Here is a 25,898-nt window from a genome sequence, read left to right as displayed (position 1 = left end):
CCGCTCCCACAGGGGATTTGTGTTGTCGTTTCAACGCCGTGTAATCACCACCTCCAGGTATTCACTTGGCACCACCAACGACCGTTCCCCCGCTCGGTTCAGGCGATTCAGCAGTTCAGTCAGGTCGTTTTCCAGGGCGGTGCCCGCTTCGGGTGGTAGGGTCGCAAAGGCCTTGTGAACCGGCCCATACCAGGTACGGAAGGTGTCGATCCAGTGCGCGGCCGAGCGATAACGGAAGTTGAACAACCGCCGTGTCACCTGGAGCTGGAAGTCGCGCTGGTCGAAGTGCGAGTTTAGCCAGGCTTCGGTGCCCCAGTTCGAAGGTGGTTGCGCTCCCGGCGGTGGCGGCATGTGGCGGCCCAGGGTCTTGAACACCTGGCCGATGTAGCCTTCAGGCGTCCAGTTGGCAAGGCCGATCCGCCCGCCAGGACGGCACACACGCGCCAGTTCCGCTGCAGCCTTGGGCTGATCCGGCGTAAACATCACGCCAAAGGTTGAAAGCACGGCATCGAAACTGGCGTCCTCGAACGGCAAGTCCTCGGCATCGGCCACCTGAAAGGTCACGTCCAGGTGTTCCGCCCGTGTGCGATCTTCGCCGCGTTCAAGCAGCTTGGCCACGTAGTCGGTGGACGTGACCTTGCAGCCCCGGCGCGCAGCGGCGAGCGTTGCATTACCGTTGCCGGCGGCGACGTCCAGCACCTGCTCATCACAGAGCAAGTCGCAGGCTTCGGCCAGTTGTTCGCCGACGATCTGTAAGGTGGTGCCGATCACGGCGTAGTCGCCGCTGGCCCACGTGGCCATTTGACGGTTCTTCAGGGCAGTGAGGTCAATGGGTGTACTCATGGAGTCTGCTCCGTTGCGGGTGGAACACGTCCCGGCTTACTCCGCCGTGGTGGGATCGATGATGTTCATGACCCGGGAAACGCTGTTGATGGGAAATTCACCCTTTTTGGCGTGCTCCCTGATCAGTCCCTCGTTCGGCGCGATGTACACGCAGTAAATCTTGTCGCCAGTGATGTAACTCTCCAGCCATTGCACCTCTGGACCCATCTCGCGCAACACATCGCAGGACTTTTGCGAGATCGCTTTGAGTTCCTGTTGCGGCAGTGCGCCGGCGCCCGGAAGCTCGCGCTCAATAATGAATTTAGGCATGGCAACGTCCTTTTCTTGAGGGTGATGACAGGGTCGGCAATGATCCCGTCGTCCACAAACTATCGCTCCCGGATACGCCGGCGTCCTGCCGATCGTCCGGAGAATTCACGAAATATGGCATTCTCCGATGCATGGTCGTCCATCTGTAACGCCGCCATAACAGGTTGGCTTGCTTCGCCGAAAATCGGTGACGCGGCAGGTGCTTTGGCCAATGTAGGAGCCCGGCTTGCCGGCGAAGGCGCCCTTAAGAATGCCTTCACCGGCAAGTCGGATCGCCGCACCGCTGGCTCCTACGAAAAGCTGGCATTAGCCGTTTTGGCCTCTTCCAGCAGCTGCCGAATCATCTGTTCCTGAGTTTCGTACCGGCCCTCGCCAAAATGGGTGTAACGCACCTGCCCCTTGGCATCGATCAGGTAGTGCGCGGGCCAGTACTGATTGTCGAAAGCGCGCCAGATCGCATAGTTGTTGTCGATCGCCACCGGGTAGGTGATACCGAGTTTTTTCACCTGATCGCGGACGTTGTCGATGATGCGTTCGTAACCGTACTCGGGGGTGTGCACGCCGATCACGACCAAGCCGTCCTTCTCATATTTCTTCGCCCAGTCTTTCACGTAGGGCAAGGTGTGCTGGCAGTTGATGCAGTCGTACGTCCAGAAGTCCACCAGCACCACTTTGCCGCGCAGGGAATCGTTGTTCAGCGCTGGCGAGTTGAGCCATTCGACCGCGCCGGAGAGTGACGGCATCGCGCCTTTGGCCGCGTTCATGGTCGAGTCCGCCTTGACCTTGCTGACGAAGTAATCGACCACTTTCGGTACGGTTTCCAGCACGTGCTGTTCAACCGTGGTGATGCCTTCGGATGAGGTGCTGGCGAGCAACTTGTTGTCGGCGCCAGTGGAAATGACCGCTGCGGCGACCAACACCGCAGCACCCGTACCGCGCCGCAGCCAACCAGTGAGCGGAATCGACGGCTTCAAGCGATTGACCAGGCCGCGACCGGCGAAGATCAAAGTGCCCAGGGACAACGCGCTGCCCAGGCCGTACGCCACCAGCAACAGACTGGTCTGCGCATTGGCACCTTGAAGCATGGCGCCGGTGAGAATCACCCCCAGGATCGGCCCGGCACATGGCGCCCAGAGCAGACCCGTGGCGACCCCGATCATCACCGAGCCTAACGGGCCAGACATTTTGCGAGTGTTGGGATCGAGGCGATTGCCCAGCAATACCAACGGGCGCGCCAGCCAGCCACCGATGCGGGCGGAGATCAGCGACAGGGCAAACAGCACCATCACGATCAGCGCCACATGGCGACCGGTGTTGTTAGCCTGTATCACCCAATCGCTGCTGACCACGGCCAGGCTGGAGATCAGAGCGAAGGTCAGGGCCATGCCGCCGAGGGTGAGCAGGATCGAAGAACGCGTGCGTTTGGCCCCGGCAAACAGAAACGGCACGACCGGCAGGATGCAGGGGCTGAGGACGGTCAAAATACCGCCCAGGAATGCGATGAGGAACATGGAGATCACCTTGAGAATGTGAAGGGCGATACACCGCAGTTCCCATGTGGGAGCGGGCTTGCTCGCGAAGGCGGAGTGTCAGTCGACATCAATGTTGAATGCACTGGCCTCTTCGCGAGCAAGCCCGCTCCCACACTGGAACGGCGGGAATTGACAGAACTGGGCCTGTCTTCAGGACTCCAGCTGCTGGCCCTGCGGCGTCCGGCTGTAGCCATTCTCTGCAACCAGTTGCCCTTGTGGCGTGCGGCTAGAACCATCCTCAGTCAGCAGCGGAGTCAGTTGGAAGCAGGTGCTGCTGCCACAGGTATTTTGTTCAACCGCAGCGTTGGCATGGGCGGCGGCGCCCGCTACGGAGAAAACGATGGCGGTCAAAAAGCGGGTGACGTTGTTCATGATGTTCTTCCTGTTTCAAAGGGGATGGGCAATGGGTAGTCGAAGGATTCAGCTGCCTTCGTTACAGCCGTCAGCGAATTTGCTGTAATCCAGAACCCGGGTTTTGCCTTGGGAATCCAGATAGGTCATTCGGGCATTCACAATCCCGCAGGCAGGTGTGGCGTCCTGTTTCATCGACAGCACTTTCTGGATGTCCAGGTGCGTGCCGTAGGTGTAGGTTTGGGGGGTTACATCGGCTTCGGCCCGGGCCGACAAGGTGCAGATGTTCAGGGCGGCAAACAGGCAGGCGGTGTAGACGGCTTTGGTGTTCATGGTGGTTTCCTCAATGCTTCAATAGGTCAATCGTTGATTGAGCCGAGGCGGTTGGGTTTGCCTCGATGGAACCTATTTGAAACCCGTGAGGTATCTCGTCTGTGTCCAGAACAGGCGCGGGTAAATCGCTATGTATCCGCGCCGGCCTGCGATACACAGCGATACAAAACGCCCGAAATCGCAAACTTTAGAGAGTCTCGAGTCGGTGAGAAACCTGTGGCGAGGGAGCTTGCTCCCGCTTGAGTGCAGTTTTTTGGGGCCGCTACCCAGCCCAGCGCGAGCAAGCTCGCTCGCCACAAAGGTAGGCGTGACTGGACTGTTTTTTGCGTCCCCGTGTATCCGCCGATACGCCAGATACACTGCAATACAAACGGCGGCAGGCAAACGGGCCAAGGCTCGATAGACTGCGCGGCAACTCCCATTCAAGAGGTTTGGTCACCATGGAACACGTCGATCACATTCTCATCGTGGACGATGACCGCGAGATCCGGGAACTGGTAGGCAACTACCTGAAGAAGAACGGTCTGCGCACCAACGTCGTGGCGGATGGACGGGCGATGCGCGCCTTCCTCGAGACCACGCCGGTGGACCTGATCGTGCTCGACATCATGATGCCGGGCGACGATGGCCTGGTGCTCTGCCGCGAGCTGCGTGCCGGCAAACACAAGGCCACTCCGGTGCTGATGCTCACCGCACGCAACGATGAAACCGACCGCATCATCGGCCTGGAAATGGGCGCGGACGATTACCTGGTCAAACCGTTCGCCGCCCGTGAATTGCTCGCCCGCATCAACGCCGTGCTGCGACGCACGCGGATGCTGCCGCCGAATCTGGTGATTACCGAAAGCGGTCGCTTGCTGGCATTCGGTCGCTGGCGCCTGGACACCTCGGCCCGACATCTGCTGGATGAGGACGGCACCATGGTCGCCCTCAGCGGCGCGGAATATCGCCTGCTGCGGGTGTTCCTCGATCACCCTCAGCGGGTACTCAATCGCGACCAATTGCTCAACCTGACTCAAGGCCGCGATGCCGATCTGTTCGACCGTTCCATCGATTTGCTAGTGAGCCGCTTGCGTCAGCGCCTGCTCGACGATGCCCGGGAACCGGCCTACATCAAGACCGTACGCAGTGAAGGCTATGTGTTTTCCCTGCCGGTGGAAGTGCTCGGTGCGCCGTCATGAATCTTGCGCTGCACTGGCCTCGTACGCTGGCCTCGCGGCTGTCGCTGATTTTCCTGATTGGCCTGATCCTCGCCCAGGCGCTGTCCTTTGGCGCGCAGTACTACGAGCGTTACCAAAGTGCGAAAAACACCATGCTGGGCAATCTGGAAACCGATGTCTCGACCTCCCTCGCCATCCTCGACCGCTTGCCCGCTGACGAGCGCGCGAACTGGCTGCAGCGTCTGGAACGCGCCAACTATGGCTATCTGTTGAATCAAGGTTCGCCGGGCACGCCCATGGCGCCCAGCGATGTGCCGATTGCAGCGACCTCGATTCAGGACGCCATCGGCCATGAATACCCGCTGACCTTTACCGACATCCCAGGCCCGAAAAAACACTTTCAGGCCCACTTGAAGCTAAAGGACGGCAGCCCCGTCACCGTCGATGTGCGGCCTAAAATGGTGCCGTTGTCGCCGTGGTTACCGGCGGTATTGCTGGGGCAACTGGCACTGATGATTGCCTGCACCTGGCTCGCGGTGAGAATTGCCATCCGCCCACTCACCCGCCTCGCCCAAGCGGTGGAAACCCTCGACCCCAACACCCATGCCGTGCACCTGGATGAAAAAGGCCCGACTGAAGTCGCCTACGCCGCCCGGGCTTTCAACGCGATGCAGGTGCGCATTGCGGCTTATCTCAAGGAACGCATGCAACTGTTGGCGGCGATTTCCCACGACCTGCAAACCCCGATTACGCGCATGAAACTGCGCGTCGAATTCATGGACGACTCCAGCGAGAAAGACAAACTGTGGAACGACCTCAGCGAGATGGAACATCTGGTGCGCGAAGGCGTGGCCTATGCCCGCAGCATTCATGGTGCCACCGAGGAAAGTCGCCGCACCGATCTGGATTCGTTCCTCGACAGCCTGGTGTTCGACTATCAGGACATGGGCAAAGACGTGCTGCTCGACGGCAAAAGCGCGGCAGTGATTAACACCCGGCCGCATGCCTTGCGACGGGTGCTGGTGAACCTGATAGACAACGCGCTGAAATTCGCCGGCGCGGCAGAGATGTGGGTGGAAACGAAGGCTGATGGCAGCTTGTCGGTGAAGGTGATGGACCGTGGGCCGGGGATTGCCGAAGAGCAATTGGCGCAGGTGATGGAGCCGTTTTACCGCGTGGAGAATTCGCGTAATCGCAGTACGGGGGGGACCGGGTTGGGGTTGGCGATTGCGCAGCAGTTAGCGCTAGCGATTGGCGGATCGCTGACCTTGAGCAATCGCGAGGGCGGTGGATTGTGTGCGGAGCTCAGGTTGCCGAAGACTCAATAAACACCACAAATCCAATGTGGGAGCGGGCTTGCTCGCGAAGGCGGAGTATCAGTCGACATCAATATTGAATGTACTGGCCTCTTCGCGAGCAAGCCCGCTCCCACATTGGGGTAGTGGTGTTTGGGGATTGCGTACGGTCAGGCAAATATGCCAATTACCCCTTCCCCGTGCATCTGCCGCAATAACGCCAATCCGCTGTCGATAAACTCCGGCGATCCAACCATCTCCGCCTCCACTGCCAACCCTTCCAGCTGCGCTCGGCCATCGAGCTGAGGAAATTCCCCGATCCGCTGCAACAAACGCCACGCCAACGGGCTCAGTTCGCAGAAGCGCACACTCCAGTCCTCGGCCCGACGAACCAACAGCAACGTCGGCTGAGCCGGTTGCGCTTGCGGCCGGTAATCAGGCCCCACCAACTGCACCGGCCAACCATACGCCAACGGCCAGGCCAGCGGCGAACCCTGCAACGGTCGATCCAGCAGCAATGCGGCATCGCTGGCCGGCAACGGCTCGGCTTCGGATTGTTGCAGCGCCATTTCGACCCACTCGTAATGCGCCAGCTCAACCATGAACGGCGGCCACGTTCCATCGCTCAACGCCAACGGCTCAGAGGCGAGAAACTCGACAAATTCCTGGGCGATCTCGCCGAATTTCGGCGTTTGAGCGCGGTAGTCCCGCAGGAAGATCCGCACCAATGCACGCCAATGATCATCGCCGAGAATCTTCACCAGCACCGGAAATGTGCCGCTGAGCAACGACGACAGATTCGAAAGCACCAGGTCGCGATAAATTTGCGCCCGTGCCACGTCCATCTTGGCAGGTGGCGCACACTGGTCGGGGTCGCGCAGGTAGCGAGTTAATGTGTCTTGCTGCTGATACAAACTCGGCTTATCCACGGTTCTCACCTTGCAGGCGGCGAATGGTCTGTAACTCGCTCACTAAGTCGGAAAATTCGGGAAAGTTGAAATCCCGTTCCAGCAGCGTCGGTTGCACACCAAACCGCTCATACGCCTGGGTCAACAACGACCAGACCACCGGTTTGACCGAAGCGCCATGGGTGTCGATTTTCAGCGTGTCAGACTCATCAAAATGCCCCGCCACATGCATCGCAACCACCCTCCCCGCGTCGATGCCGACCAGAAACGTCTGCGGATCAAAGCCGTGATTGATCGAGTTGACGTAGGCATTGTTGACGTCCAGCAACAGGTCGCAATCGGCTTCGCGCAGCACCGCGTTGGTGAACGTCAGTTCGTCCATGTCCTGCTGCAGCGCCGCGTAGTAGGAGACGTTTTCCACGGCCAGGCGCCGACCGAGAATGTCCTGGGACTGGCGAATTCGGGCGGCAACGTGATGCACCGCTTCTTCGGTAAACGGCAACGGCAGCAGATCGTAAAGATGACCCTCATCGCTGCAGTAGCTCAGGTGTTCGCTGTACAGCGGCACTTTGTGGTGATCGAGGAAAACCCGCACTTCCTGCAGGAACCCGACGTCCAGCGGCGCCGGTCCGCCCAAAGACAAGGACAAGCCGTGACAGGACAACGGATAACGCTCGGCCAGGGCGCGAAACGCCGCGCCATGAGCGCCGCCGATGCCGATCCAGTTTTCCGGCGCGACTTCCAGAAAGTCGAAAGCGCCCACCGGGGCCGCTTGAAGGTCCTTCATTAAACCGCGACGCAAGCCTAGCCCGACGGTCGCCTTCGTTGATGTGAGGGGAGTCTGCATGGTGTCGATCTCATCCTGGGATCCGGTCTCCAGCGTCTGAAAACTCAGTGCCGGCCGGCAGGCCCAGTCAAGCGCCGTGGTGTGTCGGGTCTGTGTTCGCAAACGCCGCTCTTCTCAGGCCCCTGTATCGGACAGGCTGTCAGATACAGTGGGATACACGAACTAGACTTGTTGATTACCCCCGCAGGGGTCCAGGACGCGGTTATCGTCCTGTTCATTCCCACGATCACCGCCCAAAGGTGCATGCCTCGACAAACAATGCCTCTGGACCGTGATCCTGCTGAAGGAGCACACATGATGGACGAGGCCAAACTCAATGATTTCATGGGCAAACTGGTAAACGACATGGGCGGCGCGGCGATGCTCGCCAACGTCATCCTCGGCGAAGAACTCGGCCTCTACCGGGCCATGGCCGACAGTCAGCCAGTCACCCCCGAAGCCCTCGCCGAAAAGACCGGCTGCAACACTCGCCTGCTGCGCGAATGGCTCAGCGCCCACGCCGCCTCCGGTTACATGGAACACCGCGACGGCCAGTTCCGCCTGCCCGAAGAGCAAGCCCTGGCGCTGGGAATCGAAGATTCACCGGTCTATATAGCCGGCGGTATCGGGGTGGTGGCGTCGTTTTTCCATGACAAGGACAAACTGGTCAATGCCATGCGCGGTAACGGCGCCCTGCCCTGGGGCGATCACCATCCGTGCATGTTCAGCGGCACCGAGCGGTTCTTCCGCCCAGGTTACAAGGCGCACTTGGTCAACGAATGGCTGCCGGCCCTCGACGGGGTGGTCGCCAAACTGGAGACCGGCGCCAAGGTGGCGGACATCGGCTGCGGCCATGGTGCCTCGACCGTGATCATGGCCCAGGCGTTTCCGAATTCGCGGTTCGTCGGTTTCGATTACCACGCGCCTTCGGTCACCGTCGCCACCCAGCGCGCCGAAGAAGGTGGCGTGTCCGGCCGGGCGCGGTTCTTCCAGGGCACCGCCAAGAGCTATCCGGGCGACGACTATGACTTGGTCTGCTACTTCGACTGCCTGCACGATATGGGTGACCCGGTCGGTGCCGCAAAGCATGCCTTTGAATCGCTCAAACCCGACGGTTCGGTGCTGCTGGTAGAGCCCTTCGCCAACGACACGCTCGACGCCAACACCACCCCGGTGGGGCGACTGTTCTACGCCGCCTCGACCTTTATCTGTACGCCCAACTCGTTGTCCCAGGAGGTCGGCCTCGGGCTCGGTGCCCAGGCGGGTGAGGCACGGTTGCGCAAGGTCTTCACCGAGGCGGGGTTCACGCAATTCCGGCGGGCCACGGAAACGCCGTTCAACCTGATTCTGGAGGCGCGTAAATAAATAAAGGCAGGCCCGAATGCTGCTGACGAAACCGGATCCTGTGGGAGCGGGCTTGCTCGCGAAGGCGTAGTGTCAGGCGACATCGCTGTTGACTGTACTGGCCCCTTCGCGAGCAAGCCCGCTCCCAGGTGACCGTGTTCACTGCATGGACAGGCGCTCGCCAAGGTTTTCGGCCTTGAGAATATCGAACAATGCCTGCGCCGCCGCCGACAGTTCATGCCCCGTCGTCAGCACCCCGATCGCCCGTTCCACCACTGGGTCACGCAGGGTAATGCAACGCGCGCCCAACTCGCGCATCTGCCCGGCGCACAAGGCCGGCACCGCGCTGACGCCCAATCCGCTGGCCACCATCCGCCCGACTGTTGCCAACTGATGACTTTCAAATTCCACGGGCAATTTCATGCCGCGCGTCTGTAAATGCTCTTCGAGCATCACACGCACCGTCGATGGTCGCTGCAAGGTAATGAACGGTTCCTTGAGCAAGGTCTGCCAATCAATATCGCCCAGGTCCGCCAGCGGTGAATCAGATGGCACCACCGCCACAAACCGGTCGATGTACAACGGGGTAAATTCCAGCGACGAGCTCTGGGTCGGTTCAAACGCCACACCCAATTCCACCTGACGGTCGCGAACCATTTCCAGCACTTGCTCGTTGATCACGTCGTTCACCGTGACGTTGACCTTGGGGTAACGCGCGCGAAAGGTCTTGAGGATCGGCGGCAGCAGGTTACCGGCAAACGACGGCATTGCCGCCAGCGTCACGCGGCCTCGCTGGAGGGTGAAGCGTTGGCGCAATTCATCCTCGGCATTGTCCCAGTCCGCGATCAACCGACGAGCCAGTGGCAGCAGCGATTCACCTTCGGCGGTCAGTGCGACGTTGCGGGTATTGCGCGTGAACAGGCGCCCGCCCAATCCCTCCTCCAGCGCCTTGATGGTCAGGCTCAACGCCGACTGGGACAGGTGCAGCCGCTCGCACGCCACGGCAAAACTCAAACTCTGGGCCACGGCCAGAAATGCACGGATCTGTTTGACGGTCATGGCCGATGTCTCCAACGCAATACATTGGTGAGTTTTATCTATCAATCCACCTTAAAAATCAACTTAACAAATAAATCCTCCAGCGAGACACTCCCTCCCCATCCGGCTAGCCAGCCGCCCACAAAGAATAAAAGAGGTGCATATGGCAGGGTTCGACAAGCGCGTGTATTCCTACGAGGAAGCGATGGCAGGTCTTGAAGACGGCATGACCGTGATCTCCGGCGGCTTCGGCCTGTGCGGGATTCCGGAAAACCTCATCGCCGAGATCCAGCACCGAGGCACGCGTGATCTCACCGTGGTCTCCAACAATTGCGGCGTCGACGGCTTCGGCCTCGGTGTGCTGCTGGTAGACCGGCAGATCCGCAAAGTAGTGGCCTCCTACGTCGGCGAAAACGCCCTGTTCGAGAAGCAACTGCTGAGCGGCGAAATCGAAGTCGTCCTGACCCCCCAAGGCACCCTCGCCGAGAAAATGCGCGCAGGCGGTGCCGGCATCCCGGCGTTCTTCACGGCGACTGGCGTCGGCACTCCGGTGGCCGACGGCAAGGAAGTCCGCGAATTCAAGGGCCGCCAGTACCTGATGGAAGAGTCCATCACCGGTGACTTCGCCATCGTCAAAGGCTGGAAAGCCGACCATTTCGGTAACGTGGTCTATCGCCACACCGCCCAGAACTTCAATCCGCTGGCCGCCACCGCCGGCAAGATCACCGTGGTCGAAGTCGAAGAAATCGTCGAACCCGGCGAGCTGGACCCGTCGCAGATCCACACCCCTGGCATCTACGTCGACCGGGTCATTTGCGGCACGTTCGAGAAGCGCATCGAACAGCGCACCGTGCGTAAGTGACCCCCTGCCCCCGGACCGAATGAAGGAATAACAACAATGGCACTTTCCCGCGAACAAATGGCTCAGCGCGTCGCCCGCGAAATGCAGGACGGCTACTACGTGAACCTCGGCATCGGCATTCCGACCCTGGTCGCCAACTACATCCCTAAAGGCATGGAAGTCATGCTGCAATCGGAAAACGGCCTGCTCGGCATGGGCGCCTTTCCGACCGACGCCGAAGTCGACGCCGACATGATCAACGCCGGCAAGCAAACCGTGACCGCACGTATCGGCGCGTCGATTTTCTCGTCCGCCGAATCCTTCGCGATGATTCGCGGCGGCCATATCGACCTGACCGTGCTCGGCGCATTCGAAGTCGACGTCGAAGGCAATATCGCCTCCTGGATGATCCCCGGCAAACTGGTCAAGGGCATGGGCGGCGCGATGGACCTGGTGGCCGGTGCGGACAACATCATCGTCACCATGACCCACGCCTCCAAGGACGGCGAGTCGAAACTGCTGTCGCGTTGCAGCCTGCCGCTGACCGGCGCCGGTTGCATCAAACGTGTGCTGACCGACCTGGCCTACCTGGAAATCCAGGACGGTGCGTTCATTCTCAAAGAGCGCGCGCCGGGCGTCAGCGTCGAGGAAATCGTCGCCAAGACCGCTGGTAAACTGATCGTGCCTGACCACGTCCCGGAAATGCAGTTCGCTGCCCAGTGAGGAATCCTTCCATGCAAGAAGTCGTGATTGTTGCTGCCACCCGCACTGCCATCGGCAGCTTCCAGGGCTCGTTGGCCAATGTATCCGCGGTTGACCTCGGCGCTGCGGTGATCCGCCAGTTGCTGGCGCAGACCGGGCTAGACCCGGCGCAGGTCGATGAAGTGATCATGGGCCAGGTGCTGACCGCAGGTGCCGGACAAAACCCCGCGCGTCAAGCCGCGATCAAGGCCGGCTTGCCCTTCACCGTACCGGCCATGACCCTGAACAAAGTCTGCGGCTCGGGCCTGAAAGCGCTGCATCTGGCAGCACAGGCGATTCGCTGCGGCGATGCTGAAGTGATCATTGCCGGTGGCCAGGAAAACATGAGCCTGGCCAATTACGTCATGCCAGGCGCCCGCACCGGTTTGCGCATGGGCCACGCGCAGATCGTCGACACGATGATCAGCGATGGCCTGTGGGATGCGTTCAACGATTACCACATGGGCATCACCGCTGAGAATCTGGCCGAGAAATACAGCCTGACCCGTGAGCAACAGGACGCCTTCGCTGCCGCCTCGCAGCAGAAAGCCGTGGCCGCCATCGAAGCCGGGCGGTTTGCCGATGAGATCACGCCAATCCTGATCCCGCAGCGCAAGGGCGATCCACTGTCCTTCGCCACCGATGAACAGCCTCGGGCCGGCACCACCGCCGACTCCCTGGGCAAACTGAAAGCGGCGTTCAAGAAGGACGGTTCGGTGACCGCTGGCAACGCTTCGTCGCTGAACGACGGCGCCGCGGCGGTGATTCTGATGAGCGCCGAAAAAGCCAAGGCCCTTGGCCTGCCCGTGCTGGCGAAAATCGCTGCGTATGCCAACGCAGGCGTCGACCCGGCAATCATGGGCATCGGCCCGGTGTCGGCCACCCGTCGTTGCCTGGACAAGGCTGGTTGGTCCATTGATCAACTGGACCTGGTCGAAGCCAACGAAGCCTTCGCCGCGCAATCTCTGGCCGTGGCCAAGGACCTGGAATGGGACTTGAACAAGGTCAACGTCAACGGCGGCGCCATTGCCTTGGGCCACCCGATCGGCGCGTCGGGTTGCCGGGTGCTGGTGACCTTGCTGCATGAAATGATCAAGCGTGACGCCAAAAAAGGCCTGGCCACTCTGTGTATTGGCGGTGGTCAGGGCGTGGCATTGGCGATCGAAAGAGCTTAAAAGCTTCGCGAGCAAGCCCGCTCCCACACTGGATTGATGAACGACCCAAATCCACTGTGGCGAGGGGGCTTGTCGGAACGCCGCATCGCCCCGTTTGAGTGCGTAGCACTCACAAAATCCTTGGCGCATCAGAGATTTGGGGCCGCTTCGCAGCCCAACGGGGGCAAGCCCCCTCGCCACAGGGTTGGATATCTCTGGCCCTCAGGCAAATTTCACCAGGCTCCACAGGGATCGTTGTCGACTCGGTCAACTGTGGGAGCGGGCTTGCTCGCGAAGAGGCCCGACCAGGCAACACCCGGCCACAAACTGCAGAGTCAGCCAGCTGTTCGCCCCACTGATCACCACAAACGACAACGCCGTGAGCGCAATGGCGCTCACGCTAGCGCCCAGCCGCGCTGAGCAATCCATCCTCCACAATGCTAACGTGGCCGGCTCACACCGAATGGAGACGCGTGCGTGCTGATGCTCAAACTGCTGGTGATTCCGGGATTTCTGTTGCTGATTTCTCTGGCCGGAAAACGCTGGGGCCCAAGTGTGGCCGGTTGGCTGTCGGGGTTACCGGTGGTGGTCGGGCCGATTCTGTTCTTCCTCGCCATCGAGCAGGGTCAGCTGTTCGCTGCTCAGGCGGCGACAGCAGCGCTATCGGCAATGTTCGCAATGATTGCCTTCTGCGTGACCTATGCCCAGGTTGCACAACGCTTGAGCTGGCCGTGGGCGCTATCGATTTCGCTGCTGGTCTGGGCCATGGCTGCCGGTGTGCTGTCACTGATCCCGCCGTCACTGGTGTTCTCGGTGATCGCAGCCGCCACCGCATTGCTGGCCGCGCCGTACCTGTTTCCCTCGGTGCAGCCCATCGTTTCAGGCCCGACACCGAAGTCCGACAAACTGCTGCTGCGCATGATGGCCGGCGCCCTGCTCACATTGGCTGTGACGTTGCTGGCCAGCACCGTCGGCGAGCGCTGGAGCGGTCTGCTCGCGGTATTCCCGGTGCTGGGCAGTGTGATGGCGGTGTTTTCCCAGCAGACTCGCGGGCCGGCGTTTACCGCGGCGTTACTCAGGGCGACGGCAACCGGGATGTATTCGTTCGCGGCGTTTTGTCTGGTGCTGGCGTTGGCGTTGCCGAGGTTTGGGTGGCTGGGGTTTGTCTTGGGCATAGGCGTGTCGTTGGGGATGCTGGTGATCACTAAACGGCTGGCATTGCGTTCGAGAACGTAGAGTTTTGACGGACGGCGACGATGATCACCGCATCGCGCCACGAGGAACACATCTTGTGTAGCAGCTGTCGAGCCCGCGAGGCAGCTGCTACTACAAACGCAGGCTGCGGCAGCTGCTACAGATCGCGATCCGTGGGATGATCGCCGTCAAAGCGCGGATCATTCCCTGGAGAGTTTGAATGTCATTGTTGAGTAAAAAAGCCGTTGTTCTGCTGCTGATGGCGGCTGCCAGTCTGGGTGCCATGAATGCGCAGGCGGCCAAGGCCACTGCCGGCGACAAAGCGCCGCCCCAGAAGGTCTCGATGCTCGGCGGCAAGTTCACCTTCACCCTGCCCAAGGGTTTCATCGCCACCCCGCTGCCGGCCGGCGATGCGGCCACCGGCACTGCCGGGGCGACGGGCACGATGTACACCAACCAGACCACCAAAACCGTGGTGATCGCCGCTGAAAACACCATCCCCGGCGGCGCCAACGTCAAGGACAACGACGGTGAGTTCCTTGACGCCACGGTGTCCGCGTTCGCCACCGAGCAACGCAACGCCTTACCGGATTTCAACAAAACCAGCGAAAAAAGTCTGACCCAGAAAGGCACAGGCCTGGGCCTTCGGCAGATCGACAGCACTGCCACCCAGGGCGGTGGCATGACGCTGGACAGCACGTTGATGGCCGCTTCCGGTACGCGCATGGCCATCGTTCAGATCATCTCCCGCCCCAACGACAAAACCGGCCACGAAACGCTGGTCAAACAAATCGTCAGCGGCAAATAAACCCGACCGATTCAGGGATTGAGACGCTGCAACCAGGTGCTCAAATCCTGCATCTCGGTAGCGCTGATGCTGTGACCGACACCTGGATAGGCATGAAACTCGGGCTTGAGTGACAGGCGCTGCAACAGGCTGTCGGCCTCAGTACCGTCGTTGTAGGGCAGGCGTTTGTCGGCGGTGCCATGACCGATGAAAATCGCCAGCTGCTGGCGTTTTTCATCCGGTTTGAGCTCGGACCTGAGCACCGGCAGGATTCGCCCGCTCAACGCCGCAATTCCGCCCACCGCCTCGGGATGACGCAAGGCGACCTCGTAGGACATGATTGCGCCCTGACTGAAACCCACCAGGAATACCTTGTCCGCTTCGGTGTGATATTTCTTCGCCGCTTGTGCGACAAAATCCCGCAGCACCTGGCCGCTGGCCTTCAGGTCGTCCGTCTCGCCGTCATAGGCGCCCTCGCCTTTCTGGCGAAACCACTGGTAACTGCCCTCTTCCATCGTCATCGGCGCCCGCACCGACAGGTAGTTGTACTGCGGCGGCAATTCATCCTTGATGTCGAACAGGTCCTGCTCGTTACTGCCGTAACCGTGCAGGAAAATCACCAAGGGTTGGTTGCGGGATTCAGCGTGGGCCTGCTCCAGGTACTTGAGCGGCAGATCGGTGTGCAGCGGGGTTTGAGCGTGGGCGGCGGAGGACGCCAGGAGCGTGAGCAGGGCGAGTAACTTCAACATAAACCTTCCTTCACAGAGCGCAGGATTCGGGGCAAAGCCTAACACTGTGAGGCGGGATGTCGATGATGACCCAGGCATCTTCGCCGCTTCTGAGACCGCCTTCGCGAGCAAGCCCGCTCCCACATTAAATCGCGGCCTGATTAGAGAGCATAAAAAAAATGGCCACCGCGTCAACGGTGGCCACCTACGGCGTATTAATGGCCGTAAACGTCAAAGTCGAAGTACTTGTCCTGCACTTGCTTGTACTTGCCGTTGGCGCGGATTTCAGTGATGGCGGTGTTGAATTTGTCCGCCAGCGCTTTATCACCCTTGCGCACGGCGATTCCGGAACCGCCGCCGAAGTACTTGGCGTCTTCATAGGTCGGGCCTACGAAGGCGAAGCCTTTACCGGCGTCGGTTTTCAGGAAACCGTCGTCCAGGTTGACCGAGTCGGCCAGCATCGCGTCGAGGCGACCGGCGACCATGTCCAGGTTGGCTTCCTGCTGGGAACCGTAACGCACCAGGTTGATGCCGGCCGGCACCAGCACTTCAGTGGCGAAACGGTCGTGGGTGCTGGCGCGCAACACACCGACTTTCTTGCCTTTGAGCTCGGTCAGCGGATCCTTGACGTCGGTGCCTGCCTTCATCACGAAGCGCGCCTGGGTGTGGTAGTACTTGATGGAGAAATCGACGTTCTTCTTGCGGTCATCCGTGATGGTCATGGACGACAGGATCGCGTCGATTTTCTTGACCTTCAGGGCCGGGATCAGGCCATCGAACTCTTGCTCGACCCAAGTGCATTTCACCTTCATCTGCTCACACAACGCATCGCCGATGTCCACGTCGAAACCGGTGAGTTTGCCGTCAGGGGTTTTCATCGAAAATGGCGGGTAACCGGCTTCGATACCGAGGCGAATCGGCTTGGCGTCTTCGGCCACGACGGTCAGGGACAACATCGACAGTGCCAGGGCACCGAACATCACTCGCTTGTTCATTTATAACTCCTGTGTGCGGAGGCTTTTGGCAGCTTTCTGTTGGCAACTTTCGGCTGGTGAAGACCGAAGTGGCCGGCAGTCTAGAGCGGCTGCAGGAGGGCAAATTGTGTTTAGGCGACAAATACTTATAGAAAAACAGCCAAGGGATTCAAGGCACTTGAAGCGTGCGCCAAGGTGGTGCAAGGGCTGTAGGACAATCCTTTGCTTCAGACAAAACCTACAAGATTTCGGGCGTGATCCGATTGAACAGTCGCACTGGCGATGATCTTTTTTTTGCGGCACATTGACCCCGCCAACCTATTCCCGGAAGAGAAGCGTGATGCCCACGTTGAACCTGATCCAGCACCATCCTGCCGAAGGTCCTGGCGCCATTGCCGAATGGGCTCAGTCCCGTGGCATTACGCTGAACGTGTTTCGCGCCGACCTCGGCCAGTTGCCGCCCGTGAGCGCGGCACCGGTGATCCTGTTGGGCGGGCCTTATGAATCCAACGCCGGGCCGACGTGGCTGGAAGCGGAGCGTCAGTGGCTGGCAGATAGTCTGGATCAGGGCGCGGCGGTATTTGCGATTTGTCTGGGAGCGCAGTTGTTGGCGCTGAGTCTGGGTGGGAATGTGCGGCGGATGTCTCACCCTGAAACTGGCTGGACCACCGTGACCTTTGCGGATGGCCAGCTGCTGAAGGTGCTGGAATGGCACGAAGACGCGATCGATTTACCGCCGGATGCGCAATTGCTGGCCAGCAGTGACGTGTGTGAGCAGCAGATGTATCGCGTCGGGGCGACGCGGGTGGGGTTGCAGTTCCACCCGGAGTGGAATGCCGAATCGGTGGCGATCCTCAATGAGCACTTTGCCGAGGAATCGCCGTTGCCTCGGGGGCCACAGGACAGCGCCGGCTATCAAGCCGTCAATCACTGGTTGCAAGCGACGCTGGATGAGTGGTGGACCGCTTCATCAGTTAATCGCTGAATCTGAGAAATGATGGACTTCTGTGGCGAGGGAGCTTGCTCCCGCTCGGCTGCGAAGCAGTCGTAAATACTGAGAATGCGATCTATCCAGGGAATCGTGATTGGGCGTTTTCAGGGCCGCTTCGCGACCCAACGGGAGCAAGCTCCCTCGCCACACTGGGTCAGCACTCACAACTTATGGGCATCGCAATGACAGGTTGCACCACAACACTCAATTCAAACCCCTCATCCAGCCACCCGGTAACTCCGCCAATCATTTCCTTGACCGGGTAACCCAGCGCCGCCAGTTTCACCGCGGCCTTGTTGGCGCCGTTGCAGTGGGGCCCTGCGCAATAAACCACGAACAGCGTGGATTTCGAATAAGCCGCCAGGCCGTCAGCCGTGATCAATCGTCCCGGGATGTTGATCGCGCCCGGCACATGTCCGCGTTCAAACGCCAACGGACCACGCACGTCCACCAGGACAAAATCCACCTCGCCGGCCTGTTGGCTGCCGTAGACGTCGGAACAGTCGGTCTCGAAGGTCAGACGGTTGCTGAAATGCATCAGGGCAATGGCGGTTGGGGCGGCGGGAATTTCGCGAACCAGGCTGGGCATGGGTTGTACTCCAAAGTCTCGATGGGTGTGGGAAGACTTTATCTGCCCCGCGCTTGCCGCTACAGTGGCGTACAAGACACTCACCGGGAATTTTCCGCCAAATGCAGCCCTCCCCTGGATTGGTCGCGATTCTGGCCTACGACGGCCTCTGTACTTTCGAATTCGGCATCGCCGTGGAGATCTTCGGTCTGGCGCGCCCGGAGTTCGATTTCCCTTGGTATGAGCATCGTATCGTCGCCGTCGACCAAGGGCCGATGCGCGCCATGGGCGGCATTCAGGTGCTGGCCGACGGCGGGATGGAACTGCTTGAAGAAGCCCGGACCATCATCATCCCTGGCTGGCGCGACCGCAGCGCGGCGGTGCCTGAACCTTTGCTCGCCGCCCTGCGCCAGGCCCATGCCCGGGGCGCGCGGTTGCTGTCGATCTGTTCCGGGGTATTCGTACTGGCGGCCACCGGTTTGCTCGACGGTCACGGCGCCACGACGCATTGGCGCTACACCACGGAATTGGCCGAATGTTTTCCGGACATTCGAGTGGACCCGGACGTGCTCTACGTCGATTCAGGCCAATTGATCACCTCGGCCGGCAGTGCCGCGGGCATTGATGCCTGCCTGCATCTGGTCGCGCGGGATTTCGGCACGCAGGTGGCCAACTCGGTGGCGCGGCGGTTGGTGATGTCGCCGCAACGCACCGGCGGCCAGGCGCAGTTCATTCCGTCACCGGTCAGCCCGACGCCGCGCAGCGATCTGTCGCGGGTCATGCAATGGGCGCGGGAACGACTGCACGAACCGCTGGAGGTTCGCGACCTTGCCAGCGAGGCGGCCATGAGTGAGCGCACGTTCCTGCGACGGTTCACCGAAGCCAGCGGCCTGCCGCCCAAGGCATGGTTGCAACATGAGCGCCTGGCCCGGGCCCGCGAGCTGCTGGAGAGTACCCGCCAGAACACCGAGCAGATTGCCCAACACTGCGGTTATCGTTCGGTGGAGAGTTTCCGGGTGGCATTTCGCAGTGTGGTCGGCGTGCCGCCGTCGGTGTATCGGGAGCGGTTTGGGCGTGAGGTAAAGGCGGTTATTTGAGTGTGTTTGAGGGCCTCTTCGCGAGCAAGCCCGCTCCCACACTGAATCTATATTGAGCACAACATTTGTGTACGACGCAGACTAAATGTGGGAGCGGGCTTGCTCGCGAAGGCGCCAGCCCAGCCACCGAAACCCTCAAGACTTGCGCAACAGATAAGTATCCATAATCCACCCATGCGCCAGCCGCGCCGCCTTGCGCACTCTCTCAATCTCATCCGCGACATCCTTGAGCTTGCCACTGATCAGGATTTCATCCGGCGTCCCCAGGTAAGCCCCCCAGTAAATCTCCGTCTCCGGATCGGCCACGTGATGGTAGGCATCTTGCGCATCCAGCATCACCACCAGGCTGTCGGCGTCACTCACCTGCCCCGCTGCCAAACGCCGGCCGGTGGTGATTTCAATCGAGCGACCGATGCGATTCAGCGGCACCTTATGTTGCGCCGCCAACGCCTGCACGCTGGTGATCCCGGGGATCACCTCGAACTCGAACACACACCGGCCTGACGCCAGAATCGCCTGCAGAATCCGAATGGTGCTGTCGTACAACGCCGGATCGCCCCACACCAGAAAACCGCCGCACTGCTCGTCAGTCAATTCCTCGTTGATCAGCCGCTCGAAGGTCTGCTGCTTGGCGCGGTTCAGGTCTTCGACGCTGGCCTTGTAGTCCACATCCCCGCGCTCCCGCTCCGGACTGTGGGCTTCGACGAAGCGGTAGTCGTGATCGGTGATGTAGCGCTCGCAGATCTCGCGGCGCAGGTCGATCAGTTTGTCTTTGCTCTGGCCCTTGTCCATGAGGAAAAACACATCGACGCGGTTCAGCGCCTTCACCGCCTGCATCGTGATGTAGTCGGGATTGCCGGCGCCAACACCGATGACTAGGAGTTTTTTCATCAACGTGCTCCCTCAGGGTCCGTGCCCATCAAGCGTAGTCGCCAGCGACCGTTGAACCGCAACTCGATGGCCGACAACGGCTCGACGTCGATCTGATTGAACGCCGCGCCCTGCAGCACCTGCGTCAGTGCGGCGCGAATGACAAAAGGATGGGTAATGGCAACGATATGCCCCGGCGTCGTCTCGAGGGTATTCAACCATGCAGCCACCCGCTCACCGAGTTGCGCCACCGATTCTCCACCGTGGGGTGCCGAGGTCGGGTCATTGAGCCAGGCTTGGAGCGTCTCGGGTTCGGACTTCTGCAGGTCGTCGATCGACGTGCCTTTCCAGCGTCCGAAATCGCAATCTGCCAGTGCCGCGACAATCTCCACGTCGTCGCCAAACAGCTCAGCGGTTTGCCGGGTCCGCAGTTCCGGACCACAGAGCAAACGGGGGGTGCCCTTGAACTGGCGGCAACGCAAACCCTTCTCCGATTGCCCATCCATTTCTAATGGCTCATTCGTAGGAAAACACGCCAGTTTTTGTGCGACGGTTCGAGCGTGGCACATCAGGGTCAAGCGGGTCGCCTGCACGGAAGATCACTCTGTCGATGGGATGAAAATGGCACGATGCCGCGAACAACCGGGTCATTGTGCCGCAAGAAGCGCGATTCAGGGTGCTTCGTTTCAAGCAGTCGATCGGGTTCACAACCCCATTTTATCCCCGAGAAGTAGCAATCTCCGACACCACTATGGGCGGTGTCCTACAAGGTCAATCGACATCCGCGTAGCCCTGCACGCACGGGCGTTTCGCCCCATTTTTGGGCTTGGGAAATCCGTGAGATAATTCACTAGACATGTAGCACACGTTACATAAATACTATTTTAGCAGTTTGTGAAACAAAACAGACACATCCATCCAGCAGGAGCCCGGATGCCCCCACTCAGAGTGATCACCGATTGCGGCCTGGACTTCACGCTGTCGGAACGCAAAGTCATCCGTGCCTTATTGGACCAGTACCCGCGAAACGGACTGGGCCCGATGTCACGTCTGGCCGAACATGCCGGTGTCAGCGATCCGACCATTGTGCGGCTGGTAAAGAAGCTTGGTTTCAGCGGTTATGCCGACTTTCAGGAAGCCTTGCTCAGCGACATGGACGACCGCCTGCGCTCTCCCAGTACCCTGTTGCAACCCCGCGCCCATCTCAAAAAAGATGATCCCTGGGGCCACTATCTAGCGAACAGCCATCGGGCATTGGTCGACACCCAGGCGCTGACTCAACCCGAAGATGTACGAATTCTGATCGAATGGCTGCTCGACACCCGCCATCAGGTCCATTGCTTCGGCGGTCGCTTCAGCAGTTTCCTCGCCAACTATTTGCTCAACCATCTGCGCTTGCTGCGGCCCGGCTGTTTCGCCCTGGAAGACAACGCGCAATTGCCGGACCGGCTGTTCGACGTGCAGCGTCAAGACGTGGTGCTGGTGTTCGACTATCGCCGCTACCAGTCCCAGGCTCTGCGGGTCGCCAATGCCGCGAAGGGCCGACATGCGCGGGTCGTGCTGTTCACCGACATCTATGCATCACCGCTGCGGGAAATGGCCGACCTGATCATCAGTGCGCCGGTGGAATCGGCGTCGGCCTTCGACTCGATGGTACCGGCGCTGGCCCAGGTTGAAGCATTGGTTGCCTGCCTGTCCCTGCGCAGCCCCGATCTGGCCGATCGCCTGGAAGGCATCGATGCCCTGCGGACCGACTTCGACACTCACCTGCTGGAGGATAAATAAGGATGTTCACGCTCCCCCACCACTCGCCCCGGGACTTGCCGTTTGCCGCCGACCACACCGCGCTGTTGCTGGTGGACATGCAGCGTGCCTGGCTCGAGCCGCAGTTCGATCCGCACCTCAACGGGCCGGATGCCGAATACTTTCTGACCCGCGCCCACATGCACGTGGTGCCCAATCAACGCCGGTTGCTCAGTGCCTTTCGCGAAGCACGGCAAAACGTCTTGCATACGCTCATCGAAAGCCTCACTGCCGATGGTCGCGATCGTTCGCTGGACCACAAACTCTCGGACATGCACCTGCCCAAGGGCAGCCCGCAAGCGCGAATCATCGATGACCTGACGCCAATCGAAAACGAAATCGTGCTGCCCAAGACCTCTTCCGGGGTCTTCAACTCCACCAACATCGACTACGTGCTGCGCAACCTCGAAACCCGACACCTGATCATCGCCGGCATCGTCACCGACCAGTGTGTCGACATGGCCGTGCGCGACGCCGCCGACCGTGGTTATCTGGTGACGCTGGTCGAAGATGCCTGCGCCACCTACACCGAACAACGGCATCACGCCTGCCTGAACGCCATCAAGGGTTACTGCTGGATCACAGACACCCAGACCGTGCTCGGCCGGTTGCAGGAGATGCAGCCATGAGCGCTCGCCTGTCGCCACTGCCGATGACCACGATCGTCACCACCGACCTGATCGGCGTGACGCGCGGCCGTTCCTTTCCCACTGACGAACTCGATGCCTATCAGGTGACGGGTTGCGGCTGGGTACCGGCCAACAGCGCCCTGACCCCGCAAGACATCATCGCCTCCAGCAATCCATGGGGTGCTTATGGAGACTTGCGGCTGATCCCCGACTTGAGCAGCCGTGTGACCGTCAACAACGGCCCGGACGCCAATGCCCCGGCGCTGGACTTCATTCACGGCGACATTCGCGAAACCGATGGCCGCCCGTGGGGCGCCTGCCCGCGCACGCTGTTGCGCAACGAGGTGGCGCGTTATCGCGACGAATTGGGACTGCAGATCAACGCCGCGTTCGAACATGAATTCAACCTCGGCAGCGGCGCGGCTGAGCATCTGGCGTTCTCTCTTGAAGCGCAGCGCCAGGGCGCCGAGTTCGGCGGCTGGTTGCTCAGCGCACTGCGTGCCGGCGGTGTGGAGCCGGAGATGTTCCTGCCGGAATACGGCAAGCACCAATACGAAATCACCTGCCGCCCGGCCCTCGGCGTCGCCGCCGCCGACCGCGCGGTGAACGTGCGCGAGATCACCCGTGAGATCGCCCGGCAAATGGGCCTGGACCTGAGTTTCGCGCCCAAGACCTCCGGGCAGGCGGTGTGCAATGGCGTGCATTTGCACGTGAGCCTGCAGGATCTGGCCGGCCACCCGGTGATGTACGACGCCGGTACCACCAACGGCCTGTCGACCCTCGGCCAGCATTGGGCCGCCGGCGTTCTGCACTATTTGCCGGCGCTCTGCGCCTTTACCGCGCCGACACCGGTTTCCTACGAGCGCTTGCAGCCCCATCACTGGAGCGCTTCCTACGCCTGTCTCGGCCAACGCAATCGTGAAGCGGCGCTACGGATCTGCCCGACCGTGAGCCTGGGCGGCAAAGCCGTGGCGGCGCAGTACAACCTGGAATTTCGCGCCATGGACGCCACGGCCTCACCGCACCTGGCCATGGCCGCGTTGTTGATTGCCGGTCGGCTGGGCATCGAGCAGCGCCTGGCCTTGAGCGCGATCACCGATGAAATCCCCGATTCGCTGAACGAAGAGCAACGCCAGGCCCGCGGCATCGTCGCCCTGCCCGACTCTCTGTCCCAGGCTCTGGATTGCCTGCGCAACAGCGAGGCGTTGATCGAAGCCCTGCCGCGCGCCTTGCTGGACACCTGGTTCGCACTTAAAACCGAAGAACTGAAGTTGACGGAACAGCTCTCGCCCGCCGATCTGTGTGAGCACTATGCGCGCTTGTACTGAGTCCGCCGAACGGGGGCTCTACACCCAGCCTGTGTATACCCTGAGCCGGGAAGCCTCCGAGCACCCGCTGATTCTGGTATGTGAACACGCCAGTCGGTTTATCCCGGCCGGGTTAAATGACCTGGGCTTGAGCCATGAAGCCGCCCGCGAACACATCGCCTGGGACATCGGCGCCCTGGCGCTGGCCGAGGGCTTGTCCGAAGCATTGGGCGCGACCCTGTTGGCGGCCAATTATTCACGGCTGTTGATCGACCTCAACCGCCCGCGCCATGCGCCGGACAGTATTCCGTTGCAGAGCGAGATTTATCAGGTGCCGGGCAATCGGGATCTGGACGAGATCACCCGCGAGTATCGCCGGCACTGCCTGTTCAAGCCGTTTCATGCACGCCTGCAAACCTTGATCGACGCCCGTATGGCGCAAGGTCGACCGGTTCGCGTGGTGGGGATTCACAGTTTCACCCCGATCTATTACGGCCAGCCACGAACGCTGGAAGTCGGCGTGTTGTATGGGCAGGCCAGGGAATACGCCCAGCGAGTGCTCGACGGGTTGAGCCGACACCCCTTGAAAGTCGCCGGCAATCAGCCGTACAAAGTCGATCCGCTGGGTGACATGACCGTGCCGGTTCACGGCGATGCAAGAGGGCTGGACTCGGTACTGATCGAGGTACGCAACGATCTGCTGCGCATGCCCGAGGACATCGGTCGCTGGACCGACTATCTGGCGCCACTGTTGTAGGGCAATAGCTTCAAACTCGCAGCGTGCAGCTGTTTTCATCATCAAGGAGAAAGGCTTCATGGAAATTGAAGAATTCGGCTACAAGCAAGAGTTGAAACGTAGCCTGTCACTGACGGACCTGGTGGTGTACGGGATGATCTTCATGATCCCCATCGCCCCGTTCGGCGTTTATGGTTACGTCAACGCCGAAGCGCCGGGAATGGTACCGCTGGCCTACATCATCGGCATGGTGGCGATGCTGTTCACGGCGCTGAGTTACGGCAGTATGGCCCGGGCCTTTCCGGTTGCGGGTTCGGTGTATTCCTACGCACAACGCGGCCTCAACCCGCATGTCGGGTTTATCGCCGGTTGGCTGATGCTGCTCGATTATTTGCTGATTCCGCCGCTGCTCTACGTTTACGCGGCGATGGCGCTGAATCATTTGTACCCGGACATCCCGAAAGTCGGCTTCATCCTGGCCTTTCTAGTCAGCGCCACCTTCGTCAACCTGCGGGGCATAACTTTCACCGCGCGGATGAACATCGTCTTTCTACTGGCGCAACTGGTGGTGCTGGGGATCTTCCTGTTCTATGCCTGGAATGCCCTGCACAGTGGCGGCGGTAACGGTCAGCTGACTCTGGCGCCGTTGTACAACCCCGAGACATTCAACTTCGCCCTGCTGATGCAAGCGGTATCGATTGCCGTGCTGTCGTTCCTCGGTTTCGATGCCATTTCCACCCTCGCCGAAGAGATCAAGGGCGACCCGGGCCGTAGCGTCGGCAAGGCTGCGCTGATCACGTTGCTGGTAATGGGCGTTATCTTCGTCGTACAGACCTGGATTGCCACGGATCTGGCCGCCGGCCTGGGCTTCAAGTCCGCCGACACTGCGTTCTATGAAATCGCCGAAATCGCCGCCGGCAGCTGGCTGGCAACCCTGACCGCCGTGGCCACCGCCCTGGCCTGGGGCGTCGCAGTCGCGATCACCTCGCAAGCGGCGGTTTCACGTCTGCTGTTTGGCATGGCGCGGGACGGCAAACTGCCGAAAGTGCTGGCCAAGGTGCACCCGAAACACAACACGCCGTATATGAGTATCTATCTGGTGGCGGCGCTGTCGCTGGTGATCTGCTACCTGTTCATCAACTCGGTGGACACCCTCACCTCTCTGGTGAACTTCGGCGCCCTGAGCGGTTTCATGTTGCTGCATCTGACCGTGATCAATTACTACTGGCGTCGGCAGAAGTCCGGCCAGGTGATCCGTCACCTGATCTGCCCGGTGATCGGCTTCATCATCGTCGCGGCCATCATGTACAACATGGGCGTCGATGCACAGAAACTCGGCCTGATCTGGATTGCCCTGGGAGTGGTCTATTTGTTCTTCCTCAACAAACTGGGGAGCAGCACGGTCCTACCCGACCCAAGCAATGGCTGACAAGAAAAAGAGCAGCGTCTGACACGAATTCAGGCGACCGCCGATTTAATGCGTGGAAACCGACAGTGATAGTCAGGTTCGGTGCAAATCGCCGAACCCTTTGATACAGG

General features: G+C 60.5%; 28 protein-coding genes. 15 read left to right on the top strand and 13 right to left on the bottom strand.

From position 1 onward, the window contains the following. Window positions 1-30: 30 nt before the first annotated feature. The 5 genes from IC37_RS19250 to IC37_RS19230 all read right to left on the bottom strand — a co-directional run bounded on the left by IC37_RS19250 (window position 31) and on the right by IC37_RS19230 (window position 3,368). Window positions 31-843 (bottom strand): class I SAM-dependent methyltransferase, encoded by an 813-nt coding sequence (locus tag IC37_RS19250; RefSeq protein ID WP_030128998.1) that lies wholly within the window; start codon window positions 841-843, stop codon window positions 31-33. A gap of 36 nt (window positions 844-879) precedes the next feature. Further along, window positions 880-1,152, bottom strand: a complete 273-nt coding sequence (locus tag IC37_RS19245) for a DUF4242 domain-containing protein (protein ID WP_030128999.1) — start codon at window positions 1,150-1,152, stop codon at window positions 880-882. A gap of 290 nt (window positions 1,153-1,442) precedes the next feature. Further along, on the bottom strand, window positions 1,443-2,663 hold the full coding sequence (locus IC37_RS19240) for a cytochrome c biogenesis protein DipZ (protein WP_030129000.1): 1,221 nt from the start codon (window positions 2,661-2,663) through the stop codon (window positions 1,443-1,445). 171 nt (window positions 2,664-2,834) lie between these two features. Further along, a complete protein-coding gene (locus IC37_RS19235) occupies window positions 2,835-3,056 on the bottom strand; it encodes a hypothetical protein (protein WP_030129001.1) in 222 nt (73 codons plus the stop codon). Between the two features lie 48 nt (window positions 3,057-3,104). Then, window positions 3,105-3,368 carry a DUF2790 domain-containing protein gene (locus IC37_RS19230; protein WP_030129002.1) on the bottom strand — a complete coding sequence of 88 codons (264 nt, stop codon included), beginning with the start codon at window positions 3,366-3,368 and terminating at the stop codon, window positions 3,105-3,107. A gap of 440 nt (window positions 3,369-3,808) precedes the next feature. Between IC37_RS19230 and IC37_RS19225 the strand changes: the two genes are divergently transcribed. Continuing rightward, window positions 3,809-4,549 (top strand): response regulator, encoded by a 741-nt coding sequence (locus tag IC37_RS19225; RefSeq protein ID WP_030129003.1) that lies wholly within the window; start codon window positions 3,809-3,811, stop codon window positions 4,547-4,549. Further along, complete coding sequence (locus IC37_RS19220; RefSeq protein ID WP_030129004.1) at window positions 4,546-5,856, top strand: ATP-binding protein; 1,311 nt, start codon at window positions 4,546-4,548, stop codon at window positions 5,854-5,856. Before IC37_RS19225 ends, IC37_RS19220 begins: the two co-directional genes overlap by 4 nt. A gap of 137 nt (window positions 5,857-5,993) precedes the next feature. On the opposite strand, the gene IC37_RS19215 is transcribed toward IC37_RS19220, so the two are convergent. Together IC37_RS19215 and IC37_RS19210 are read right to left on the bottom strand one after the other, a co-directional pair. Then, the gene (locus tag IC37_RS19215; RefSeq protein ID WP_030129005.1) at window positions 5,994-6,752 is read right to left on the bottom strand and encodes a DUF2063 domain-containing protein; all 759 of its coding nucleotides are present in this window, start codon (window positions 6,750-6,752) and stop codon (window positions 5,994-5,996) included. Then, window positions 6,745-7,578, bottom strand: coding sequence for a DUF692 domain-containing protein (locus IC37_RS19210; RefSeq protein ID WP_030129006.1), 834 nt, complete (start codon window positions 7,576-7,578; stop codon window positions 6,745-6,747). The genes IC37_RS19215 and IC37_RS19210 overlap by 8 nt, the downstream gene beginning before the upstream one ends. 297 nt (window positions 7,579-7,875) lie before the next feature. On the opposite strand from IC37_RS19210, the gene IC37_RS19205 reads away from it, so the two are divergent. Further along, window positions 7,876-8,922 carry a class I SAM-dependent methyltransferase gene (locus tag IC37_RS19205; RefSeq protein ID WP_030129007.1) on the top strand — a complete coding sequence of 349 codons (1,047 nt, stop codon included), beginning with the start codon at window positions 7,876-7,878 and terminating at the stop codon, window positions 8,920-8,922. Window positions 8,923-9,060: 138 nt separating this feature from the next. Here the strand turns inward: IC37_RS19205 and IC37_RS19200 are convergent, their stop codons facing one another. Continuing rightward, complete coding sequence (locus tag IC37_RS19200; protein WP_030129008.1) at window positions 9,061-9,960, bottom strand: LysR family transcriptional regulator; 900 nt, start codon at window positions 9,958-9,960, stop codon at window positions 9,061-9,063. Between the two features lie 142 nt (window positions 9,961-10,102). On the opposite strand from IC37_RS19200, the gene IC37_RS19195 reads away from it, so the two are divergent. The 5 genes from IC37_RS19195 (at window position 10,103) to IC37_RS19170 (ending at window position 14,677) form a co-directional block, all read left to right on the top strand. Then, window positions 10,103-10,801, top strand: coding sequence for a CoA transferase subunit A (locus IC37_RS19195; RefSeq protein WP_007896014.1), 699 nt, complete (start codon window positions 10,103-10,105; stop codon window positions 10,799-10,801). A 36-nt stretch (window positions 10,802-10,837) separates the two neighbouring features. Next, window positions 10,838-11,503 carry a CoA transferase subunit B gene (locus IC37_RS19190; protein WP_030129009.1) on the top strand — a complete coding sequence of 222 codons (666 nt, stop codon included), beginning with the start codon at window positions 10,838-10,840 and terminating at the stop codon, window positions 11,501-11,503. A gap of 11 nt (window positions 11,504-11,514) precedes the next feature. Next, entirely contained in the window at window positions 11,515-12,696 is a 1,182-nt protein-coding gene (locus IC37_RS19185; RefSeq protein WP_030129010.1) for an acetyl-CoA C-acetyltransferase, read from the top strand. Window positions 12,697-13,152: 456 nt separating this feature from the next. After that, entirely contained in the window at window positions 13,153-13,911 is a 759-nt protein-coding gene (locus IC37_RS19175; RefSeq protein WP_030129011.1) for a hypothetical protein, read from the top strand. A 178-nt stretch (window positions 13,912-14,089) separates the two neighbouring features. Further along, a complete protein-coding gene (locus IC37_RS19170; RefSeq protein ID WP_030129012.1) occupies window positions 14,090-14,677 on the top strand; it encodes a hypothetical protein in 588 nt (195 codons plus the stop codon). Between the two features lie 11 nt (window positions 14,678-14,688). Here the strand turns inward: IC37_RS19170 and IC37_RS19165 are convergent, their stop codons facing one another. Continuing rightward, the gene (locus IC37_RS19165) at window positions 14,689-15,405 is read right to left on the bottom strand and encodes an alpha/beta hydrolase (RefSeq protein WP_030129013.1); all 717 of its coding nucleotides are present in this window, start codon (window positions 15,403-15,405) and stop codon (window positions 14,689-14,691) included. Window positions 15,406-15,599: 194 nt separating this feature from the next. Next, complete coding sequence (locus IC37_RS19160; protein ID WP_030129014.1) at window positions 15,600-16,379, bottom strand: ABC transporter substrate-binding protein; 780 nt, start codon at window positions 16,377-16,379, stop codon at window positions 15,600-15,602. 319 nt (window positions 16,380-16,698) lie between these two features. On the opposite strand from IC37_RS19160, the gene IC37_RS19155 reads away from it, so the two are divergent. Next, window positions 16,699-17,343, top strand: coding sequence for a type 1 glutamine amidotransferase (locus IC37_RS19155; RefSeq protein ID WP_030129015.1), 645 nt, complete (start codon window positions 16,699-16,701; stop codon window positions 17,341-17,343). 160 nt (window positions 17,344-17,503) lie between these two features. Here the strand turns inward: IC37_RS19155 and IC37_RS19150 are convergent, their stop codons facing one another. Beyond that, complete coding sequence (locus IC37_RS19150) at window positions 17,504-17,938, bottom strand: rhodanese-like domain-containing protein (protein WP_030129016.1); 435 nt, start codon at window positions 17,936-17,938, stop codon at window positions 17,504-17,506. 101 nt (window positions 17,939-18,039) lie between these two features. On the opposite strand from IC37_RS19150, the gene ftrA reads away from it, so the two are divergent. Continuing rightward, window positions 18,040-19,014, top strand: coding sequence for a transcriptional regulator FtrA (gene ftrA / locus IC37_RS19145; RefSeq protein WP_030129017.1), 975 nt, complete (start codon window positions 18,040-18,042; stop codon window positions 19,012-19,014). Between the two features lie 135 nt (window positions 19,015-19,149). Here the strand turns inward: ftrA and cobF are convergent, their stop codons facing one another. Both cobF and IC37_RS19135 read right to left on the bottom strand, forming a co-directional pair. After that, on the bottom strand, window positions 19,150-19,905 hold the full coding sequence (gene cobF, locus IC37_RS19140; protein WP_030129018.1) for a precorrin-6A synthase (deacetylating): 756 nt from the start codon (window positions 19,903-19,905) through the stop codon (window positions 19,150-19,152). After that, the gene (locus tag IC37_RS19135; RefSeq protein ID WP_030129019.1) at window positions 19,905-20,477 is read right to left on the bottom strand and encodes a histidine phosphatase family protein; all 573 of its coding nucleotides are present in this window, start codon (window positions 20,475-20,477) and stop codon (window positions 19,905-19,907) included. The genes cobF and IC37_RS19135 overlap by 1 nt, the downstream gene beginning before the upstream one ends. A gap of 340 nt (window positions 20,478-20,817) precedes the next feature. Between IC37_RS19135 and IC37_RS19130 the strand changes: the two genes are divergently transcribed. Genes IC37_RS19130 through IC37_RS19110 form a run of 5 tightly spaced genes read left to right on the top strand, consistent with a single transcriptional unit; the run spans window position 20,818 to window position 25,788 of the window. Then, window positions 20,818-21,669 carry a MurR/RpiR family transcriptional regulator gene (locus tag IC37_RS19130; protein WP_030129020.1) on the top strand — a complete coding sequence of 284 codons (852 nt, stop codon included), beginning with the start codon at window positions 20,818-20,820 and terminating at the stop codon, window positions 21,667-21,669. A 2-nt stretch (window positions 21,670-21,671) separates the two neighbouring features. Then, window positions 21,672-22,316, top strand: coding sequence for an isochorismatase family cysteine hydrolase (locus tag IC37_RS19125; protein WP_030129021.1), 645 nt, complete (start codon window positions 21,672-21,674; stop codon window positions 22,314-22,316). After that, entirely contained in the window at window positions 22,313-23,644 is a 1,332-nt protein-coding gene (locus tag IC37_RS19120) for a glutamine synthetase family protein (protein ID WP_030129022.1), read from the top strand. Before IC37_RS19125 ends, IC37_RS19120 begins: the two co-directional genes overlap by 4 nt. Continuing rightward, window positions 23,628-24,380, top strand: a complete 753-nt coding sequence (locus tag IC37_RS19115) for an N-formylglutamate amidohydrolase (RefSeq protein ID WP_030129023.1) — start codon at window positions 23,628-23,630, stop codon at window positions 24,378-24,380. The genes IC37_RS19120 and IC37_RS19115 overlap by 17 nt, the downstream gene beginning before the upstream one ends. Before the next feature lie 58 nt (window positions 24,381-24,438). After that, entirely contained in the window at window positions 24,439-25,788 is a 1,350-nt protein-coding gene (locus tag IC37_RS19110; protein ID WP_030129024.1) for an APC family permease, read from the top strand. Window positions 25,789-25,898 lie beyond the last annotated feature (110 nt).

It is taken from the genome of Pseudomonas sp. QTF5 (genome assembly GCF_000512695.2).
Lineage (GTDB): Bacteria > Pseudomonadota > Gammaproteobacteria > Pseudomonadales > Pseudomonadaceae > Aquipseudomonas.
Note: the sequence above shows the minus strand (reverse complement) of the source record. Positions and strands in the feature narration are given on the sequence as shown.

Coding starts and splice junctions, on each gene's coding strand:
- IC37_RS19240 (WP_030129000.1), bottom strand. CDS start 2,663: ATGTTCCTCATCGCATTCCTGGGCGGTATTTTGACCGTCCTCAGCCCC.
- IC37_RS19160 (WP_030129014.1), bottom strand. CDS start 16,379: ATGAACAAGCGAGTGATGTTCGGTGCCCTGGCACTGTCGATGTTGTCC.
- IC37_RS19125 (WP_030129021.1), top strand. CDS start 21,672: ATGTTCACGCTCCCCCACCACTCGCCCCGGGACTTGCCGTTTGCCGCC.
- IC37_RS19210 (WP_030129006.1), bottom strand. CDS start 7,578: ATGCAGACTCCCCTCACATCAACGAAGGCGACCGTCGGGCTAGGCTTG.
- IC37_RS19250 (WP_030128998.1), bottom strand. CDS start 843: ATGAGTACACCCATTGACCTCACTGCCCTGAAGAACCGTCAAATGGCC.
- IC37_RS19155 (WP_030129015.1), top strand. CDS start 16,699: ATGCCCACGTTGAACCTGATCCAGCACCATCCTGCCGAAGGTCCTGGC.
- IC37_RS19195 (WP_007896014.1), top strand. CDS start 10,103: ATGGCAGGGTTCGACAAGCGCGTGTATTCCTACGAGGAAGCGATGGCA.
- IC37_RS19120 (WP_030129022.1), top strand. CDS start 22,313: ATGAGCGCTCGCCTGTCGCCACTGCCGATGACCACGATCGTCACCACC.
- IC37_RS19190 (WP_030129009.1), top strand. CDS start 10,838: ATGGCACTTTCCCGCGAACAAATGGCTCAGCGCGTCGCCCGCGAAATG.
- IC37_RS19130 (WP_030129020.1), top strand. CDS start 20,818: ATGCCCCCACTCAGAGTGATCACCGATTGCGGCCTGGACTTCACGCTG.
- IC37_RS19115 (WP_030129023.1), top strand. CDS start 23,628: ATGCGCGCTTGTACTGAGTCCGCCGAACGGGGGCTCTACACCCAGCCT.
- ftrA (WP_030129017.1), top strand. CDS start 18,040: ATGCAGCCCTCCCCTGGATTGGTCGCGATTCTGGCCTACGACGGCCTC.
- IC37_RS19205 (WP_030129007.1), top strand. CDS start 7,876: ATGGACGAGGCCAAACTCAATGATTTCATGGGCAAACTGGTAAACGAC.
- IC37_RS19165 (WP_030129013.1), bottom strand. CDS start 15,405: ATGTTGAAGTTACTCGCCCTGCTCACGCTCCTGGCGTCCTCCGCCGCC.
- IC37_RS19170 (WP_030129012.1), top strand. CDS start 14,090: ATGTCATTGTTGAGTAAAAAAGCCGTTGTTCTGCTGCTGATGGCGGCT.
- IC37_RS19245 (WP_030128999.1), bottom strand. CDS start 1,152: ATGCCTAAATTCATTATTGAGCGCGAGCTTCCGGGCGCCGGCGCACTG.
- IC37_RS19150 (WP_030129016.1), bottom strand. CDS start 17,938: ATGCCCAGCCTGGTTCGCGAAATTCCCGCCGCCCCAACCGCCATTGCC.
- IC37_RS19230 (WP_030129002.1), bottom strand. CDS start 3,368: ATGAACACCAAAGCCGTCTACACCGCCTGCCTGTTTGCCGCCCTGAAC.
- IC37_RS19185 (WP_030129010.1), top strand. CDS start 11,515: ATGCAAGAAGTCGTGATTGTTGCTGCCACCCGCACTGCCATCGGCAGC.
- IC37_RS19225 (WP_030129003.1), top strand. CDS start 3,809: ATGGAACACGTCGATCACATTCTCATCGTGGACGATGACCGCGAGATC.
- cobF (WP_030129018.1), bottom strand. CDS start 19,905: ATGAAAAAACTCCTAGTCATCGGTGTTGGCGCCGGCAATCCCGACTAC.
- IC37_RS19110 (WP_030129024.1), top strand. CDS start 24,439: ATGGAAATTGAAGAATTCGGCTACAAGCAAGAGTTGAAACGTAGCCTG.
- IC37_RS19235 (WP_030129001.1), bottom strand. CDS start 3,056: ATGAACAACGTCACCCGCTTTTTGACCGCCATCGTTTTCTCCGTAGCG.
- IC37_RS19200 (WP_030129008.1), bottom strand. CDS start 9,960: ATGACCGTCAAACAGATCCGTGCATTTCTGGCCGTGGCCCAGAGTTTG.
- IC37_RS19220 (WP_030129004.1), top strand. CDS start 4,546: ATGAATCTTGCGCTGCACTGGCCTCGTACGCTGGCCTCGCGGCTGTCG.